The sequence below is a fragment of the Collinsella aerofaciens genome, from assembly GCF_039752775.1.
GTDB lineage: Bacteria > Actinomycetota > Coriobacteriia > Coriobacteriales > Coriobacteriaceae > Collinsella > Collinsella aerofaciens_R.
The window spans coordinates 15,506-34,148 of sequence record NZ_JBDMGT010000007.1 but is presented as its reverse complement, the minus strand read 5'-3'; the positions used below and the strand labels follow the sequence as shown (position 1 = coordinate 34,148).

Below are 18,643 nucleotides of genomic sequence, written 5' to 3'. Positions count from 1 at the left end.
GTTCCTACCGTTGCCCGATATGATCGCGCGGCGACATCGGTACGCGCGAGGCGGTCATTACAATTGGCATCGTGTTGCGATTTAGGGGGAACGTTTTGGTGTCTGAACAGGTAAATAATGGTTGTGCTGCCGACTTTGGCGTGCGTTTGATCGGCTGTGCCGACGATGCGGCTTTACCCATTGGCATGCATGACTATGCGGAGGCTCTTGGTTGCTGCACGCTGGTCGACAAGACCATGTTTATTGCAGATGTGTTGGACTGCGACGCGTCCGTTGTGGTGTGCTGTCGACCCGAGGGTTTTGGCAAGAGCATGAACTTGTCGATGCTCAGGGCTTTTCTGGAGCGTCCAGCGGTCGGTCGCGCTGGTCAGCGTTTGTTTGCCGATGCTCAGATTTGGGATGCAGACGGCGGGCGCTATCGGGATGAGTACGCTTGCTATCCGGTGATATCGCTGGACTTTTCTGGCGCTGCGAGGCGTGGCCCCGCTGTTGCCGGCGTCGTGCGCGATGCCCTTTCGGGCGAGTGCGCTCGCTTGTTGGCGCTCTTGGAGGCTCCGGATTTAGCTCGAGATAAGGTGCGTCACATCGAACGCGTCGCGCGTAACGTGGCGAGCGCGGACGAGGTTGACTCGGTGCTCGGTGTGCTCATAGAGCTGCTGGAGATTGCCTGTGATGAGCAGGTTGTATTGCTCGTTGATGGGTACGATGCGGCGTGGTCTCGCCGTGCGAGCGCGAGGGACGCTTCTGACGCCGATCCGGCAGAACTACTTGACCGTGTGCTGTTTGACGCCATTGCTGCCGCGGGTCATTCGCTACGCTTTGCTTGTCTGATGGGGGAGCGTCCCAGTCCTGCCGAAGCGGCGCTTTCTTCGCGCAGTTGCTCGTATTGTCTGTCGACGCCGCTTTCGACGTGGTGTGACCGTTGGTTCGGCTTTTCGGATGCCGAGGTCCAGGCTCTGTTGAATCATGCTGGGCGTGAGGAATATCTTGATGATGCGCGTGAATGGCTCGAGGGATATCGGTTTGGTAGGGCCTATTGCTCGAGTCCAGCGCGTGTGATCGGTTTTCTGGATCGAGGCTGCACGGCGCCTGTGCGCGCCGATCTGTATGGGTATGCGGATTGCCTGAGTAGGGTAGTTGCCGGGTGGAATCTCGACCGCCTTTCGGTCTTGTTTGATTTGCTCGAGGCCCATAGGTGTGCTGAGGTCCCGCTTTGTTTGGGCGCTGCAGAGCCAGATGTCTCGCCTGACGATGGCATGTGGACAGCGCTGTATCTGTCCGGTTTTCTCACGACGGATATGACTGAGGAGCCAGAGCATGGCGATCGGCTCCGTGCTTTGCGATTGCCCAATAAAGAGCTTCGCCAAGCCTTGCGTCTAGTGATTGTTGAGTGGTTTGAGTGCGCTGCCGAAGACATTCGAGACGTCGATGCGTTTCGCGACGGGCTGTGCCGTGGGAACGAGGATACCGTGAGGCGGGCGCTAAGCCGCATCCTGGGGGATGCGGGAATCGGTGAGACCGACCCAGATAAGCCGCTGCCATATCATCTGTTCTTGCAGGGGCTCTGCTTTGGCTTGCCGGGCTATGCCAATCCTGCTTCGAGGCGAAAGTGTGGCGCGGGTCGCTGGGACATCCAGGTTTTTCCTACGGGCGCTGTGTTCGACGTAGCTGACACGATCGGCATGCTGGACGAGCGCCCGCTTATAACGATCAATATGATGTATGACCCCGATGTGGATGCGCTGGGGTTGGAATTGCTGGCCGTGCAGTCGCTACTCGACATAGAGCGCGATGGCATCGACGAAATTCGTGTGCCGCGCCCCGGCGTGGGTCGCATGCGCTGGGGGTTCGGTTTTGATGGGCAGCATGTGGCTACGGTGTGCCAGCGGCTTTAAGCGCCGAGGTGTTTCCGGCTTCCGTTACTCGGTGTCCTTCATGGGCGGCATGGGCTTCCAGTCGGGGTCCTTGATGATCTTGCGGGCGTCCTTCATGCCGCGGCGCAGCGCCGGAATGCCGGTCTTAAAGCACTTATCGACCGCAGCCAGGCGAATGAATTCCTTGCAGAAGGTCGCGGCATTGCCCAGGCGGAACAGCATGGGGTGGTAGTCACCGTAGATCTGCATATAGCGAGCGAGGAAGCCTCGGTTGCGCATGATGTAGTAGCGGTTGGTGTCGCTCGTAGAGTTGAGCTGGCGTTTGCCGGCGATATCCCAGTTAGAGACGGCGCGGGCGCGCTTGAGAACCACGTCGGCAACAACGACGGCGGGGAAGTGTTGGCTGGCTACGTAGCCGTAGCAGGCATCGTCGCCGTAGATAAAGAATCGCGCATCGGGCAGGCCGATCTTATCGACCACGCGGCGCGAGAACATGCCGCCCTCAAAGCATAGCTGGTTCATGGCGCGGTAGCCCTCGGGTCCCAGGTCCCACTTGGCGACAGGGTTGGGAATGCCGAGTGAAAGGATGAGTTGGTATTGCCAAAAGAAGGCGCCGCCGTCAAAGTCCAGGCGCGAACCCTGGATGACATCGTAGCGATCGGTCCACTTGGCAAGACGCTCGATGCCTTCGGGGATGACGAGCACGTCGTCGTCCATCACCCAGAACCACTGAGCGCCCAGGTCGTAGGCGCACTTGGTGCCGGCGGAGAAGCCACCTGCGCCGCCGCCGTTTTTGAGCTGCGGCGCGTAGATAACGCGGTTGGTGCCACCCTTTGCATCGGGCTGGTTGGTGTCGATGCCCCACAGGGTGGCGAGGCGCTCGTTGAATGCGGCGCACATGGCCTTGGTCTCGCGCGAATTCTCGTTATCGACAATCACGATGCGCCAGGGCGCGGCAGTGAGCTTGGTCATAGAGTCGAACAAGTTGGCCAGGAGTTCCTGGCGCTTATAGGTGACGACAACGATGGCGAGTTTGTCGATGGGAGCGGGGAGGGTTGAAGGCATGGGGCAATATATCCTTTCACGCGCGGCGGGCGAGTGCTGCGCGGAAGCTATCGAATACGTCCTTGGGACTGTCCTATTGTAAAGGCTCGGCGCACCTTGGCGGCAAGCTTTGAATAAAACGCAGGAACCTGCCACGGCTGTAGCGGCTTTAGCGTCTGACGGCAGCGTCTCTATTGCCGCTTGGGCTTGCGAGCGATAAGGCTTCTAGCTGCGTCGATGATGAGGAGCGCTAAGGCAAAGACGATGCTAATGACGGTACCCGTGACGATACATATAGCTGCCGGGCTGTTTTGGCTGACCAGTATGTTTGCGAGCAACGTATTGAAGACGGGACGCCACAGGCTACTGGTGAGCGACTGCGTCACATAGAAACCGAGCGTGGCGGTCGATAAGGTGACGATGACACCTGCAGTCCGCGGATTGCCTGAGGCACTGCGTCGGGTTGCCGCAAAGAGCAAGGAGGCGGCAGCGAGGGCAAACGAGATCAGCGAGGTTGATTTGTAGGAGAGGACTGCCATCGCCGTGAGGTTGTCGGTGAAGGAGAGTGCTCCTTCCAGGATGATGGTGAGTACCAAAACCGTTACGAGCGAGCGCATGCCCAAGGCGCCCGCCCTGTTCGAATCCATGACATCGGTAACGTCGCGGAGCAGCCCACCGATCAAAAACGCGATAACGTACGTGACGGCGCTCATGAGCTTTTGGAGCCAAGAAAACTCACCGCCGTTTGTCGCGCTCATGGCGGCTAAATACCCGTTAACAACAAATGCGAGGATGCCAACGGCGATGACCGTCGTCGTGTAGCTCTTCTGGGAGAGTCGGATCTTGGCCAGTCCAAACCATGGCGCCATGAAGACCGTGGCGGCATAGACCCAGATAAACTCAAGGCCTAGTGTGTACCAGTAGTGCGTATTGAGGGTAACATCGGGAATGGGGGAGACGACCGTGGACCACGTCAGCGCCACGAGGCAATAAAACGCGGTGGGCATAACAACCTTGCCCAGACGCTGCGCCATCCGCTGCATTTGTGACTTCCACGCTGCTCCACCGTCCCAAGCACGCGCGGCCGAAGCGATGAGAAAATAGCCCGAGGTCATAAAGAAGACCTCGTTGGCCCAGCGGCCCAGCAAGTTGATAAAGCCGAGTGCGCCGGAGTAGGGGAAGGCGGCGAGCGGCGTGTATTCCTGCAAGCCGACGCAGGTCCCCTGGAAGGTCCACTGAAACGTGTGGAATACCGCGATGCCGGCGACCGCGATCAAGCGCAAGGCTTCGATGGGTATGTTGCGTGCGGCTTTGGGCTGCATGACGTCCTTTCTTATCGGTTTGCCTCTGCGAGCTCCATAGATTATATAAACGCCCGCTGGCGCGCTGACCCTTTGATACCATGAAACGACAGGTATTTCCTAAGGAGCACATTTGTCTACTAACGCCTCTGGCAGCCCTGTTCTGTCGCTGCTTATTCCCATTTACAATGTTCAGCGCTACCTGCGCGAGTGCCTCGATTCCGCCCTGGCGCAGACGCTCAAGGACATCGAGATCATCTGCATTAACGACGGGTCGACCGACAACTCGCCCGCGATTATCCGCGAGTATATGGATCGCGATGGGCGCGTCAAGATGATCGACAAGGCCAACAGCGGCTACGGCGACTCGATGAACCATGGCCTGGAGATGGCGCGTGGCAAGTACGTCGGCATCTTAGAGTCCGATGACTTTATAGCGCCCGACGCACTCGAAAATCTTGTCTCGGCCGCCGATAGCAATAATGCCGACTTTGCGAAGGCGAACTTTGATTTCTACTGGTCTAAGCCCGAGGAGCGCCGTTCGCTGCACGAGATGTTTAGACCTCGGGATTGCGGTAAGCCGGTGCACCCGAGCGATACGACGCAGTTCTTTAAGCAAAAGCCGTCGATTTGGTCGGCCGTGTACCGTCGCGATTTTCTTGAGCGCAACGGCATTAAGTTCCTGCCGACTCCGGGGGCATCCTTTCAGGACACGTCATTTGCCTTTAAGGTGATCGCGTGCGCCGATAAGGCTGTTTACCTGCATGATGCCGTGTTGTCGTATCGCCAGGACAACGAGAATTCCTCGGTCAATTCTTCGGCTAAGGTGTTTTGCGTCAATACCGAGTATGCCGAGATTGAGCGTTGGATTCGAGAGGATTATGCCCGCGACCACGCAAGCGTCGATGTCGCGCGCATGCTCAAGTTCAATCAGCTCATTAAGTACGATTCGTACATGTGGAACTACGTGCGCCTGGCGCCTAAGTTCTATAAGGAGTTCCTGGTGCAGATGGCCAAGGAATTTCAGGCGGCCTTGGACGCCGGGGACTTTTCGCTTGACGACCTCAAGCCGTGGAAGCGCGCAAATCTCGCTGCCATCCTCAAAGATCCTGAGGGCTGGGTTGACGAGCACCCGAGTTTTGCGACGGATGGTGCCTTGGGGCGTGCTAAGTATTACGCCTCGGTTGGAGGCCCAGGCGTGGTTGCTGCCTTCCTCATCGAATCGCTGAGGGGGTAGGTCGGCATGGGAGAGGCCTCGTGTCCTAAAGCTACCATTGTCGTCCCCGTTTACAACTCTGCGCGCTCCATTCAGCGATGTCTCGATTCGCTGTTGGCCCAGTCCGAGCGCTCGATTCAGGTTGTCTGCGTCAACGACGGTTCGACTGATGATTCGTTGAACGTGTTGCGCCAGATCGCGCAGGCCGACGATCACGTACTGGTGATTGACCAGGAAAACGCGGGCGTCTCGTTCGCCCGAAATGCCGGAATCGATGCCGCCAAGGGCGAGGTGGTTTTCTTTGTAGACGCCGACGATTACATCGACGCCCAGACGGTCGAGCGCGTGCTGCATGCCATGGAGTCTTCAGATGCCGAGGTCGCCGTTTTTGGCGGCGTCTGTGAACCTGCCGATGCTGCCCCCAAACGCGTCCAGCAACTCATGAGCCCCAAAGCTGGTACCTTCGGCGCCCGTGATCCCCAACTACTGTTCCATTCGAATGCGCAGCCCTATGCCTGCCGTGCGGCTTTTTCGCGCGAGCTGCTCAATCGCGAAGGCATTCGCTTCGCCCCCGGTTTGGCTTTGGGCGAGGACGTCGTCTTCCAATTTGCGGCTTATGCGCTTGCCCGCAAGACCGTCGTCATGCCGGACAAGTTCTACCACTACGTGATGGAGAGTGAATCGGCGACGCACGAGTTCAACAGTGCCGAGGCTCGCGCCAAAAAGCTTGACGCCCACATGAGGATGCTCGAGGAGGTCTTGGAGGACTGGGCGGCCTACGGTCTTTTAGACCTGTGCCCCGGCGAGCTGATAACTTGGTTTTTGGACCTAACTGTGTTCGACCTGGCGCGCTTGGATGCCGATGACTTCCATCGCGTGGCGGCTCGCGTCAACATGGACCTCGCGACGTTTTTGGGAACGGACTGGGCAGATATGCCTGCTAAGGGCGCCGTTCGCCGTGTTGCCCACAAGCTCGTTGCGGCGACCTCGGGCGTTTCGATGGCAGACGCCACGCTGTTCTATCTTTCGACTCGCGGTCTCAAAGCCTGCCTGGAGCGCTTTATCTAATTCCAAGCGCTGCCGCTCGCCGCAACTCGGCTGTTAAAATAACCCTGTTACACGCTACTCAACAGGAGGTTCTCTTGCAGAACTCTGATACCCCTAAAGTTTCGCTGCTTGTCCCCATTTGCAATGTCGAACGCTACCTGTGCGAGTGCCTCGATTCCGCCGTGGCGCAGACGCTTAAGGACATCGAGATCATCTGTATCAATGACGGTTCCACCGATAGCTCGCCGGATATCATCCGCGAGTACATGGAGCGCGACCCCCGTGTGAAGATGATCGACAAGGCCAACAGCGGCTACGGTGACTCGATGAACCGCGGCCTGGAGATGGCGCGCGGCGAGTACGTGGGCATCCTTGAGTCCGACGACTTTATGTTTGAGGATTCGCTCCAAAAGCTGGTTGCCAAGGCCGATGCTGAGCATGCCGATGTGGTAAAGGGCGACTTTTACCTGTATTGGTCCGCGCCCAGTGAGCGCCGTGAGCTGTTTGGGATTATCGATGAGCATATGACGGGCGCCGCGTATCGCCCCGTCGATCGCCCTGGCATCTTCTACCGCAAACCTTCCATTTGGTCTGCCATCTATCGGCGCGAGTTCCTCAACGACAATCAGATTCGGTTCCTTCCCACGCCGGGCGCCTCGTATCAGGACGCAGGCTTTAACTTTAAGGTCTGGGCGTGCGCCGAGCGTGCCGCGTTTATTGCGGACCCCATCCTGTGCTATCGCCAGGACAATGAGAAGAGCTCTGTTAATTCGCCCAACAAGGTGTTTTGCGTGTGCGACGAATATGCCGAGATGCAACGTTTTTTGGATGAACGTCCCGAGCTCAAGGTTCAGCTCCAGGGCATTTTAATGCGCATGAAGGTCGATACGTATCGCTGGAATGACGAGCGTCTGGTCGATGAGTTGCGCGAGCAGTTTTGGGAGAAGGCCTCTCCCGAGCTCAAGTCCGATTGGGATGCCGGTCGCTTTGATCTGTCGCTGTTCGATCCGCGCGGCGAGACCGACTTGCGCCTGATGGTCAAGTCGCCCCGTGCTTATATCGATTCGCGCTTTGACTTTAAGAAGCCCGGCAAGCTCAATACGTTTAAGCACTACTTTAAGATTGGCGGCCTGCCGCTGGTCTGGCGCGTGCTGACGTATCAGCGCACCTACGGCGATAATCCGCATCCCGATGACGTGCCGGCCGCACAGTAGGAGCACTTGGCTATGACTACCCCCAAGATTTCCGTTGTCGTTCCCATCTATAAGGTGGAGGAGTGCCTGGCCTGGTGCCTGGACTCCCTGCTTGCGCAGGACATGCCCGATTGGGAAGGCGTGCTGGTCAACGATGGCTCGCCGGACGGTTCGCGCGATATTGCGGCTGCCTATTGCGAAAAGGACGCGCGCTTTACGTTGGTCGATAAAGAGAACGGGGGCCTGTCGAGCGCGCGCAATGCAGGCATCGCCGCGTCCACGGCGCCTATTGTCGCGTTCTTGGATTCCGACGACCGCTTTACGCCCGATGCATGCCGCGTGATCGTCGATGCCTTTGAGCGCGAGGACTGCGACGTGTTGACCTTTGGCGCGAACCCGTATCCGCTGGAGGCGGGGTATCCGTGGCTTAACTATGTGCTTAGCCCGCGCGATGTGTCGTTTGAGGGCTATAGCTCCGACCTGCTGTTTAAGGAAGCGTCTCGTCCCTTTGCATGGCGCACCGCCTGCAAGCGCGACTTCTTGCTGGGCAACGGGATCGTGTTCGACGAAACCGTTAAGTATGGCGAGGACCAGGTCTTCGACTTTGCCGTGTACGGTCGTTCGCACAAGACCGCGCTTATCTCGAACAAGTTGTACGACTATCGCGTGGCTCGCAAGGGTTCGCTCATGGACACCATGCGCTACGACGACGAGACACGTCTGCTGGAGCACGTGAAGATTTACTCCGCTATGCTGGCTGACTGGCAGCGCGACGGTCTCGACGCACAGCATGCTGATGACCTGGCGTACTTCCTGTGTGATCTGGTGCTGTACGATGCGCTGAGGTTGCTGGGTTCGGACTGCGGCAAAGTGTTTGCTGCCGTTGCCGCGGCGCTTAACGGTTCTGCCGTGGACAACGATGCTGCGCTCGCACAATGTGCTCCTTCGGTTGCCGCCATGGTGCGCGCGGCACTTATCGGTAAGGCCCCTGCTGCTCGTTTGTGCAAAAAGCTCATGTTCGATTACGACGTCTTGAGGTTTGGGCGCCTGGGTGCCTGCAAACGCATGGCAGCGAACGCCCTGGGAAAGCGAGAAGTGTAGATGAGTATCAAACGTTTGGCACTTTGCCGCAGCCAGGGCCGTCTGTTTGTGCTGCTTCGTTTTGCCGGTCAGGATGTCGCCGCGCTTATTGAGCGGGAGGGTTCTCAAGCGTTTGTCCATGCGACGACGAGCGGTTCTCGTGTGCCGTCGCTGGTGCTCCCGGTCGATCATGGCCGTGTGCTGGCGCTTTGCCCTTCCGTTTCCGGTTACGAGCGCGAGCTCGCCGTCATGGTACTTCCGTTTTTGGATGGCTCGTCGATGGATGTCGTTTTTGCATCCGGTGGTCAAAGGTTGGGCTCTATTCGCCTCGATAGCCGCGTGGCCAAGCTGGAATCCAAGATTAACTACAAAGCAAAGCCTGCGCTGTGCGCGCTTATCCGCGATGCGCAGCGTGGCGAATGCTGCGGTCGCTACGAGATCGATGCCATTCGCTATTTGCCGGCAGACTCCGGCGCGGTGTGGCGCTATGAGGTTACCTGGGCGGGAGACCCCCAGTGCGCACCCGAGTTCCAGATCTCCGATACGCATATGAATGCCATCGATGTCACCGTGCATGTGTTTGAGTCGCAGGTCGATGTGCCGCAGCAGGACGGATGCCGCGTCAATAAAACGTTTCTGAGCGTTGAGATGCCTCAGGATATACGAGATTTTGTCGCGATCGTGAGCGATCCCACAGAGCGGATCCAAAGCGGGTTTTGCGCCATGGATGGTCGCCTGTACAACGGCATGGTCGACGACAGCTGGAACCGTATGAAGGACGCGCGTGCAGACGACGCAGCTTATCGACGTTGGCTTGAGCAGCATCGCGCAAAGCCGGGCGATTTGGCGTGCCAGCGTGTCGCTTCGGCGGCCTTTGCCTATAGACCGCTCGTGAGCATTGTGGTGCCGTGCTACAAGACTGATCGGGTCTACCTGCGCGAGCTGCTGGAATCGGTGCAAGCCCAGAGCTATGACAACTGGGAATTGCTGCTTATGGACGCCTCGCCCGAATGGGACGCGGTGGCCACCCTTGCGGCAGGTGCCAACGACGAGCGCATCCGTCGCATCGAGCTTCCCGGCAACGGCGGCATTGTGGTCAACACCAACGCAGGTATCGAGCAAGCGACAGGCGACTACATCGCTTTCTTGGACCACGATGACATTCTGGAACCGGACGCGTTATTCCAGTATGTTTCCGCGCTGAACAAGGCGGCCGAGGGCGAGCGTCCCCAGGTCCTGTTCTGTGATGAGGACATGTTCCAGAAAACGGGGGAGTGGGGCCAGCCGGTCTTTAAGACCGTACTCAACGTCGACCTGCTCTATAGCCATAACTGCGTGACGCATTTCCTGATGGTGGAGAAGGCGCTCATCGATCACATTGGTATGTCCCCAGAAGACGTTGCGGGCGCCCAGGACTACGACTTGACGCTTCGCTGCCTTGCAGCCGGCGCGCGCTTTGAGCACGTTGCGCATGTGCTGTATCACTGGCGCGTGCATCCGGGATCGACCGCCGATGGCTCTGCCGATAGCAAGCCGTATGCCATTGAAGCGGGTCGTCTTGCGCTGCAGCGCCACTTTAACGCGCTGGGCGTTCACGGAACGGTCGAGGAGACCGAGACGCCGTTTGTCTACCGCATGCGCCATGCGCTGCCGGAGCCTGCGCCGCTGGTGAGCATTGTGATCCCCACCAAGGATCACATTGAGACGCTCGATGCCTGTGTGATGTCGATCGCCCAGAAGGCCACGTATACCAATTACGAGATCGTCTTGGTGGAGAACAACAGTGAAGCCCCGGAGACGTTTGCGTATTACGAAACCCTGCCAGAGCGCGTGGCTGCAGCATCCGAAGGCAAGGGCATCGCGCGCGTTGTGTACTGGCCGGGCGAGTTCAATTACTCTCAGATCATCAATTTTGGTGTGAAGCACGCCAAGGGTGACTACCTGCTGCTGCTGAACAACGATACCGAGGTCATAAGCCCGGACTTTATCGAAGAGATGATGGGCTATCTGCAGCGTCCCGATGCGGGCGTGGTGGGCGCCAAACTCTACTTTGCCGATCATCTGGTGCAGCATGCCGGCATTTTGATTGGCGTGCGTGGCGCACTTGCCCATGCCAACCAGGACTTCTCGGCAAAGCGCGAGGGCTATCTTGCCCGTGCCGTGCGCCCGGGCAACTTTAGCGCCGTGACGGGTGCCTGCCAGATGGTGCGACGCGACGTATTTGAGCGCGTCGGCGGCTACAACGAGGAATTCGCCGTCGGTTTTAACGACGCAGACTTTTGCCTGCGCGTGTGGGAGGCGGGTTACCGCACCATCTTTACGCCCTATGCCGAGCTGTACCACTACGAGTTCACCTCGCGCGGCAGGGAAGAGGCCAACGAGGAAAAGCTGCGCCGCTGGAAGCGTGAGCAGGCGCTGTTCATGCAGCACTGGCCTGAGTTCTTCCTCGATGGCGACCCGTGGCTCGGACCAAACCTATCCTCCGACAGTGAGTACTTCTCGTTTTAGTGCGAAGTAATGCCAAGGTCCGGCAAAGTATCCTCCAGAGCTGCAAGAGCGGTGGGGTTCAGGTACTCCTCGTTCAAGCAGCTCTTGTCATATCGAAAACGTGTGTCTCGTGAGCATTCGATGAGTTCTGCAGTAAAGAACTTCTCCCAGCTAAAGAACTTTGAGCTTTCGATATGTTCAGCGGGGTTAAGCAGCATGTCCTTAATGTGTTTGCTGTTGAATAATCCCGACTTCAACACGAGCCATTCAAACGATTCCGGTAGGAATAGCTTGATGTTCTTTCGGCGCAATAGAGCAGCTGCTTCCGCAATTTCTGGTCCAAAGGCGGCACCGTCGGCAATCACGAGGATGTCGTTTTCCGGTGCGTCCATAATGCAGTTGCAAATATTTGATTTGCCTCCCGCGCTGATGCATTTAATGCTGCTCTTTTTGCATAGCAAACTGAAGAATTCGTAGCCCGAATTTGTGTCCTCGACAATGACAAGCTCGGGCCTCTCGCCTCTAAAATCAGTATCACCGTAAATACGATATGTAGAGGTGTAGACACGAGAGTAAACGGGATACTTCGTTGTGGTTCGGTTGGTGTTCTTAAGACCGTAGATTTCATCAACGCTATAGGGCAGTTGGCGCAGTGACTCTCTGGCGACAATTACGTAGTAGTTTGAGCTACGCTTTGCTTCATGGGCAAATTCTCTTGATCGAACAAAAGTATTGCCCTCATCAATAAAAACAATACTGCTGGAAATCTCTTGGAGATCTCTACGCCAATATTTTCCAGATATTGTTTTACAGGGCACTTTGCAACTTACTGTTACGCCGCTTTGTGCCCCAAGCTCTTCGTGAGCTGCCACCATATCAAGCAGAGTTGTCTTGCCTGTAGCACTGTTACCTTGGATGATGGTCAGATTTCTATTGATGGTCAGTTTAAACTGAACCCGGTTATTTTGAATAATTACCTTGTATGATCCGCGCATCAGGAGTTCTCCCTTAGGCATTTTCCAGCTATGGGGACAAGGTCAAACATTGTGTGGACTATATCGCCCGTATTTGCAATGGTTACCGTGAATTTGCCGTTTCCAAAATCCATTATGTGGTAGAGATTGATTGTTAGATCCTTTTGCGCGGCGATCCTCAGAATCCAGTAGGCGCAATTATCACCGCAATTTGAGGCGTTATATATATTCTGCGGCATAAAGTACATAAGCAGTAGCGTTTTGGTGCCGCTGGATAGTTTCTCGGGAGGAATGATGCCTAGAATCTTGGTATCGATTGCATTGGGGCCTACCACGGTGCCTTTGTCGATGGATTTTATGACCCTTTGGGCAAAGGAGTCTTGAAACCACTGGGGCGAATATACGTTATCGAAGTAAACGGACGTGTTGTAGATAACGTTTTCCATATCACCATAGTGAATTGTTAGCACGTCAGCTCCTTCGGCTTGCTGATTTGGCATCTAGTGAGATTGATTATATCGCAGCACATGAGGCGGGCGTTATCGGCCCGCGGTAGATGTGATTGATGACCAAGGTTTGTATTTTGTTGCTTTATTATTCAGTTCACTCGTTTAATCAGTTCGCTCATGCGCTAAGTTTGCCTTAGAAGCTATTTAGCGTAACGGTTGAGGTGTGGCGACTCATATTTAAATTGCAGTCACAAAGACACCTTTTATCGATTTCCCGTTGAAATACTGAATTGATAGTTTAAAAATAACTTAAGAGAGCCTTAAATCTCGGAAAAAGGATGTCGTATGAAAAACCTTCGAGAAAGATGGCACGGACTAACAGTGCTGGGAGTTGTTGCATTTGCTGCTGCCTGCATGACGGTTGCCCCGGCGCCCTCATTTGCTGATATTGCTGGCGGTGGCGGAGGCGGTGGACCGATTACGGAATGGTGTTCCGACGGTCGTCCGAAGACTGGACTCGTTCGGTGCGAGGACGGCAACCTTCGCTATTTCGATCCCGAAACTGGCGCCATGGTCACGAACCAGTGGCATAACGAATACGAAGCTGTCTGGTACTATTTTGGCGCTGACGGGACCGCGGTGTCGGGCTGGCAGTCTATCGGTGGGGACAAGTATTACTTCTATCCCGAAAACCATGATATGGCATACGGCCGAGTTCAGATTGACGGCAAGAACTACTTCCTGAACACCCCTGGTGCCAACGCCGATGGCCGCATGCAGCATAGTGGCTGGTTCTACGACTCCATCTACGGAAAGTGGTCCTATGCGACCTCCGACGGTGAGCTATTGACCGGTTGGCATAATCTCGGCGGGGCTTGGTACTATTTCAACGAATCTGGGGTCATGCTGACTGGCTGGATCAACGATTCGGGTACCTGGTACTACACTAATGCCTCCGGTGCGATGGTCACTGGCTGGCTCAACATCGGCGGTACGTGGTTCTACCTCGACGGCTCGGGCGCCATGGTCGCTAACAGCTGGCGCAGCCTCGGCGGCTCCTGGTACTGGTTCGGCGACTCCGGTGCAATGGCCACTGGCTGGTTCTTGGCAGGCGGCTCTTGGTACTATGCGAGCGGTTCGGGCGCCATGGCAACCGGCTGGCTCAGCAATGGCGGCACGTGGTATTGGCTCGGAGGTTCGGGCGCTATGGCCTCTAACTCTTGGGCTAACGTTGGTGGAGTTTGGTACTGGTTCGACGATTCCGGCGCGATGGCCACCGGCTGGCGTCAGGTCGGCGGCGCCTGGTACTACTTTAGCGGTTCCGGCGCTATGGCTCACGACGCCTGGGTCGGCGACTACTACCTCCAGTCTTCCGGTGCCATGGCTACGAATGCCTGGGTTGGCTCCTACTATGTCGGCGAGGACGGCAAGTGGATTCCGGGCTACGGTTTAGTTTGGTATAAGAACGGTAGCGATGTTTACCATACGCATAAGTGCCGTACCGTTGGTAAGGACGCAAAGGGCTATTCGCAGATCTCTATTCAGGAGGCCCAGAGGCGTGGCGCTTCACGAGAGTGCAAAAACTGCCAGCAAATTGGCTAGCACATTACTGAGCTAGTTTTGATTGAGGCCCCGTTGCCCTGAAGCGACGGGGCCGCTGCGTGATTGGATACCGTGCTGTTATGAAGAAATGGTCATTCGGAGTGCTGGCTTTTTCGGGCCTCATTTCTTTTGGGCTCCTTTTGGGTTCGCCCTCGATGTTATACGCCCTTGATTCGAATAACACTGACGAAGGTCCCGCATCTAACGTTGCTATTGCTTCTGTCGAGTCAGGCGTTGATGCTCAGCGCGAATCGACCTTCGCTGTCGAGCAGAACTCTCAGGTGGATAATGAGACCCCTTCCGAGGTTTCGAATCAAATTATTTGGCATCAGGGGTGGATATCACCCGAAGAAGGGGCTGGTTTTTGGCGTTGGGGCTTGTCCGACGGAACAATCGCTGTTTCTTCTTGGAGACATATAGACGGTAGCTGGTACTGGTTCGACGACGAAGGTCGAATGGCTCAGGATGGGTTGGTTCAAGTCGGGGGTGCGACGTATGCCTTCTCCTCTTCGGGCGCAATGCGTGTCGGCTGGTACCTAGATTCTACGGGCTCCACTTCTGCTTGGCGTTATTTCTCCGGTTCTGGCGCCATGGTAAAAGGCTGGCTTTCAGACGGCAGCAACTGGTATTGGCTGGATGATGAGGGCAAGATGGTCCACGATGCGATGCTGCAGATTGGGGGAGCCACGTATGGATTCTCTTCTTCTGGTGCAATGCTTATCGGATGGCATCTTGATGCTTCTGTCTGGCATTATTTTTCCGGCTCTGGCGCTCTGGTAAAGGGCTGGCTCTCGGATGGGGGTCGTTGGTACTGGCTTGATCCTGCAGACGGTTCTATGGCCACCGGGCTGAATGAATGCAATGGCACCTCTTATATCTTTAACAGTTCAGGGGCCATGCTATCCTCCCAGTGGGCACTTATTGACAACAACTGGTATTACGCTGACTCCAACGGCTTACTGCATGGAGGTTGGTTACTTCTAGGGAATTCTTGGTATTACCTGGATCCAGGAAGCCATATTATGCTCACGGGCTTTGTGCAAGTGGGCTCGTCCACCTATTTCCTTACGAGCTCAGGTGCCATGGCAACAGGCTGGGCACTTGCTGATGGTACTTGGTATTACGCCGCATCAAACGGAGCTATTCAACGAGGGCGATGGATAAAGTCCGGAAGCGCCTGGTATTACCTTGATGATGTATCCGGCGCAATGCGTACTGGTGAATTTGCGGTAGGAAGCAAGCGCTATTTTTCTTATGATTCCGGTGCAATGGCATCTTCGTGCTGGATCAACTTGAACGATGGTATGGTATGGGCGAATTCGTCTGGAGCACTGAGCGAGCCGTTGCCTACTTCATCTGATGGATCTCCTGTAGTCGCTGATCGTACTGACTCGTCTTCATTGCCAGGTGTGATTCATATTGGAGATGCGGTTTTCTATGCGGATGCGAATGGTGTCGTTAACGTGGCGTCTGGTTGGATTATGTCGAAAGACGCTTCTGACGAAAGTGGCAATACTTGGTACTACGCATCTTCCAATGGTGTCCTTAAGTCTGGTTGGCAATATGTCAACGGTGCGTGGTATTGGATGGACCCTTCCACATTCAAGATGAAAACTGGATGGCTTAATGACGGCGGTACGTGGTACTGGCTCCAGCCTTCGGGTGCCATGTTTGCTAACGGGTGGCTGAAAATCGATGGCGTTGACTATTACTTCAATGCAAGTGGTGCATGGTTGAATACGTCTGGTTCTGTTTTGGGGGTCAATAGGTCCAGCTTGGTCAATTGGCTTATGAGCCACGAAAACGACGGCTATTACCGTGGAACACGCTACGACACGCATCTCAGCCAGGAAACGTGCATGTACCCAAAGGGTGATCCGCGTTGGGACGGTTATACGGGCATGAATTGTGGTGGATTTGTATCGCATGCATATATGAAGGCGGGCGGGAATTTAGCTCCCATTGCCGCCGAGCAGAGCCATTCCCCTTGGAGTGGAGGTCCCGGAAGGGGCGGCTGCGTAAACGCTTATCGTTGGTACGGCTACGCTATCGATACGTGTGCGAACGTGACTTATTTCAACTCTATTGATGAGTTGTTACGTAGTGGTTTGGCTCGTAAGGGGGACATTGTGTTCTTCAATCCTTACAACCCATATGCGGACGATAGCCACATTGGCTTTTTCTGGGGCAATTCGCCGAGCGAAAATTTGTTCTGGCATAGTGATGGTTATGGAAATCGCATCTCCGGTTTGACCGCTTTGGGCCCATCGAAAGTAATACTGATTCGTTAGAATTCCGAGTTGTAGGGGACTCTCTGGGCCCCCTACCTTTTTGACATCTGGTTTGAAAGTTTATTTGAAGTCGGTATTCTTGGGGGCAAGAGGAGGGGGCAATGAGCCTGCGGGTTCAACCCTGCCGGTAAGTTCTTCTTTTCTTTGCAGCATTGCGCCCAACTATTTATTGTCCTAGATGGCATCTTGTCCTGTTAGATGTTCGGGAATCTTTCATAGCTATGCTGTAAGCTAGACGCAATCAAGAGCGAATGACGAGGTTTACATGAACAAACATCTTAAGTTGTTTTCGGCATTGTTGGTGCTGATGCTCTTTGCGCCCGTTTCTATGTTTGTATGCCCTGCGGATGCAGAGGCTGCTCAGACTCTGGTTGAGAATTCTTGGCGTTATGAGGGTGGACAATTAGTTTCAGATGATGCTTCTTCCGAAGAAGACGGAATAGCTTTATTGTCTATGGACGCTCTTCCCGATGGGGTTACAGCTCAGGGCATTGACGTCAGCGAGCACCAAGGGCGTATTGATTGGGACGCAGTTAAAGCTTCTGGCATCGATTTCGCTATTCTGCGCGTTGGGTTTGGCGCTCCGTCTTTCGGCGGTCGAGTTGACTATCAATTTAATCGAAATATTTCTGAGTGCGAGCGACTCGGAATTCCCTACGGCGTCTATATCTATTCATATGCTTTTGATAATCAACAGGCAGCCGATGAGGCATCAATGGTGATCAATTGCCTTTCTGGACATAATCCAAGATTGCCGGTGTATTACGATCTTGAGGATAACTCGATAATTGCAAATGGACGTCAAACCGGAATTGCATCGAGGGCGCAGGTTTTTTGTAATAGGATTTCTGCCGCAGGATATGAGCCTGGTATTTATGCAAATTTAAATTGGTTTAACAACATTTTGACTGACTCTGTATTTAAGAGTAGCTCTTGGGATCATTGGATTGCTCAATATAACTCGCAATGTGACTATACCGGCAATTACAGTTTTTGGCAGTATAAGAGCAACGGAAAAGTCCCTGGAATCAACGGCAACGTTGATATGAACTACGCGTATGTTGATGTCTCCCTTTATCATTGGCAACTAATTGACAGCACCTGGTATTATGCAGCCTCCAACGGCAAGGCGTATGCCGGATGGTTGTTTCAGAGTGGCGCGTGGTACTGGCTCGAGCCCGACGCGGGCGGTGCCATGGCAACCGGCCTTCACGAGTGCAACGGCTCCCTGTACTGGTTTAATTCGTCCGGCGCCATGGCGACCGGGTGGGTCCTCGACGGCGGGACCTGGTACTACGCGACTGGCTCCGGCGCGCTGGCGCGCGGCCCCGTATCCGTCGGCGGCGTGCCCTACTGCTTCGACGCCCGGACGGGGGCCATGCTGACGGGCTACCAGACGGACGCGCAGGGCGTCCGCCGCTACTTCGGCAGCTGCGGCCCCCTTAACGGCTGGGGCTTCGTCGACGGCTCCTGGTACTGGTTCGCTGACGGTATCGCCTCGATCGGCTGGCTTTACACCGGCGGCTCCTGGTACTGGCTCGACCCCGACGCGGGCGGCGCCATGGTGACGGGCCTTCACGCATGCAACGGCTCCGCATACTGGTTCAACTCCTCCGGCGCCATGGCGACCGGGTGGGTCCTCGACGGCGGGACCTGGTACTACGCGACTGGCTCCGGTGCCCTCGCCTCCGGCTGGCTCAACCTAAACGGTACGTGGTACTGGCTCGATCCCTCGACGCACGTCATGGCCACCGGGCTCCATGGGTGCAACGGCTCCATGTACTGGTTCAACGGCTCCGGCTCGATGGCGACCGGATGGGTCCTCGACGGCGGAACCTGGTACTACGCGACGGGCTCCGGCGCGCTGGCCTCCGGCTGGGCATATGTCGGCGGCGCCTGGTACTGGCTCGATCCCTCGACGCACGCTATGGTTACTGGTGTTCAGCAGATCGACGGGGCACAATACTCTTTTGCTAGTAATGGTGCTTGGCTCGGCTAGCAACTCTTCTTTAATTGCTTTTTTCTAATTACATATTGCTCTTAGCTATCCATTTGTAGACTATGTTTATGTAAAAATTGGTTACT

The 18,643-nt window shown here is 55.7% G+C and carries 13 protein-coding genes and 1 pseudogene; 10 read left to right on the top strand and 4 right to left on the bottom strand.

Annotated features, from left to right (window positions below; genetic code table 11):
• The first annotated feature begins 98 nt into the window (after window positions 1-98).
• Complete coding sequence (locus ABHR63_RS03110) at window positions 99-1,895, top strand: AAA family ATPase (protein ID WP_346964841.1); 1,797 nt, start codon at window positions 99-101, stop codon at window positions 1,893-1,895.
• Window positions 1,896-1,919: 24 nt separating this feature from the next.
• Here ABHR63_RS03110 and ABHR63_RS03105 read toward each other — a convergent pair whose 3' ends face one another.
• Together ABHR63_RS03105 and ABHR63_RS03100 are read right to left on the bottom strand one after the other, a co-directional pair.
• Entirely contained in the window at window positions 1,920-2,939 is a 1,020-nt protein-coding gene (locus ABHR63_RS03105) for a glycosyltransferase (RefSeq protein WP_138112773.1), read from the bottom strand.
• 170 nt (window positions 2,940-3,109) lie between these two features.
• On the bottom strand, window positions 3,110-4,240 hold the full coding sequence (locus tag ABHR63_RS03100; protein WP_346964842.1) for an acyltransferase family protein: 1,131 nt from the start codon (window positions 4,238-4,240) through the stop codon (window positions 3,110-3,112).
• A gap of 112 nt (window positions 4,241-4,352) precedes the next feature.
• On the opposite strand from ABHR63_RS03100, the gene ABHR63_RS03095 reads away from it, so the two are divergent.
• The 5 genes from ABHR63_RS03095 (at window position 4,353) to ABHR63_RS03075 (ending at window position 11,263) form a co-directional block, all read left to right on the top strand.
• Window positions 4,353-5,456, top strand: a complete 1,104-nt coding sequence (locus ABHR63_RS03095) for a glycosyltransferase family 2 protein (RefSeq protein WP_138112769.1) — start codon at window positions 4,353-4,355, stop codon at window positions 5,454-5,456.
• Window positions 5,457-5,462: 6 nt separating this feature from the next.
• On the top strand, window positions 5,463-6,503 hold the full coding sequence (locus ABHR63_RS03090; protein ID WP_138112767.1) for a glycosyltransferase family 2 protein: 1,041 nt from the start codon (window positions 5,463-5,465) through the stop codon (window positions 6,501-6,503).
• Window positions 6,504-6,577: 74 nt separating this feature from the next.
• Entirely contained in the window at window positions 6,578-7,696 is a 1,119-nt protein-coding gene (locus ABHR63_RS03085) for a glycosyltransferase family 2 protein (protein ID WP_346964843.1), read from the top strand.
• A 12-nt stretch (window positions 7,697-7,708) separates the two neighbouring features.
• Window positions 7,709-8,776: a glycosyltransferase gene (locus ABHR63_RS03080; RefSeq protein WP_055286573.1), complete on the top strand. Its 1,068-nt coding sequence runs from the start codon at window positions 7,709-7,711 to the stop codon at window positions 8,774-8,776.
• Complete coding sequence (locus ABHR63_RS03075; RefSeq protein ID WP_346964844.1) at window positions 8,777-11,263, top strand: glycosyltransferase family 2 protein; 2,487 nt, start codon at window positions 8,777-8,779, stop codon at window positions 11,261-11,263.
• On the opposite strand, the gene ABHR63_RS03070 is transcribed toward ABHR63_RS03075, so the two are convergent.
• Both ABHR63_RS03070 and ABHR63_RS03065 read right to left on the bottom strand, forming a co-directional pair.
• Window positions 11,260-12,237 (bottom strand): translation initiation factor 2, encoded by a 978-nt coding sequence (locus tag ABHR63_RS03070; protein WP_117746656.1) that lies wholly within the window; start codon window positions 12,235-12,237, stop codon window positions 11,260-11,262. The two genes, ABHR63_RS03075 and ABHR63_RS03070, sit on opposite strands and share 4 nt — an antisense overlap.
• Window positions 12,237-12,686: a DUF4869 domain-containing protein gene (locus ABHR63_RS03065; protein WP_138112761.1), complete on the bottom strand. Its 450-nt coding sequence runs from the start codon at window positions 12,684-12,686 to the stop codon at window positions 12,237-12,239. Before ABHR63_RS03065 ends, ABHR63_RS03070 begins: the two co-directional genes overlap by 1 nt.
• 360 nt (window positions 12,687-13,046) lie before the next feature.
• On the opposite strand from ABHR63_RS03065, the gene ABHR63_RS03060 reads away from it, so the two are divergent.
• The 4 genes and pseudogenes from ABHR63_RS03060 to ABHR63_RS03050 all read left to right on the top strand — a co-directional run bounded on the left by ABHR63_RS03060 (window position 13,047) and on the right by ABHR63_RS03050 (window position 18,557).
• Complete coding sequence (locus ABHR63_RS03060; RefSeq protein WP_158554609.1) at window positions 13,047-14,267, top strand: PspC-like choline-binding domain-containing protein; 1,221 nt, start codon at window positions 13,047-13,049, stop codon at window positions 14,265-14,267.
• A 59-nt stretch (window positions 14,268-14,326) separates the two neighbouring features.
• A complete protein-coding gene (locus ABHR63_RS03055) occupies window positions 14,327-16,558 on the top strand; it encodes an N-acetylmuramoyl-L-alanine amidase family protein (RefSeq protein WP_138112759.1) in 2,232 nt (743 codons plus the stop codon).
• Window positions 16,559-16,823: 265 nt separating this feature from the next.
• A pseudogene (locus tag ABHR63_RS10020) lies at window positions 16,824-17,687 on the top strand (glycoside hydrolase family 25 protein); the annotation flags it as partial.
• A 15-nt stretch (window positions 17,688-17,702) separates the two neighbouring features.
• A complete protein-coding gene (locus ABHR63_RS03050) occupies window positions 17,703-18,557 on the top strand; it encodes a PspC-like choline-binding domain-containing protein (protein ID WP_346964845.1) in 855 nt (284 codons plus the stop codon).
• Window positions 18,558-18,643: the final 86 nt, after the last annotated feature.

Coding starts and splice junctions, on each gene's coding strand:
- ABHR63_RS03080 (WP_055286573.1), top strand. CDS start 7,709: ATGACTACCCCCAAGATTTCCGTTGTCGTTCCCATCTATAAGGTGGAG.
- ABHR63_RS03105 (WP_138112773.1), bottom strand. CDS start 2,939: ATGCCTTCAACCCTCCCCGCTCCCATCGACAAACTCGCCATCGTTGTC.
- ABHR63_RS03075 (WP_346964844.1), top strand. CDS start 8,777: ATGAGTATCAAACGTTTGGCACTTTGCCGCAGCCAGGGCCGTCTGTTT.
- ABHR63_RS03070 (WP_117746656.1), bottom strand. CDS start 12,237: ATGCGCGGATCATACAAGGTAATTATTCAAAATAACCGGGTTCAGTTT.
- ABHR63_RS03090 (WP_138112767.1), top strand. CDS start 5,463: ATGGGAGAGGCCTCGTGTCCTAAAGCTACCATTGTCGTCCCCGTTTAC.
- ABHR63_RS03100 (WP_346964842.1), bottom strand. CDS start 4,240: ATGCAGCCCAAAGCCGCACGCAACATACCCATCGAAGCCTTGCGCTTG.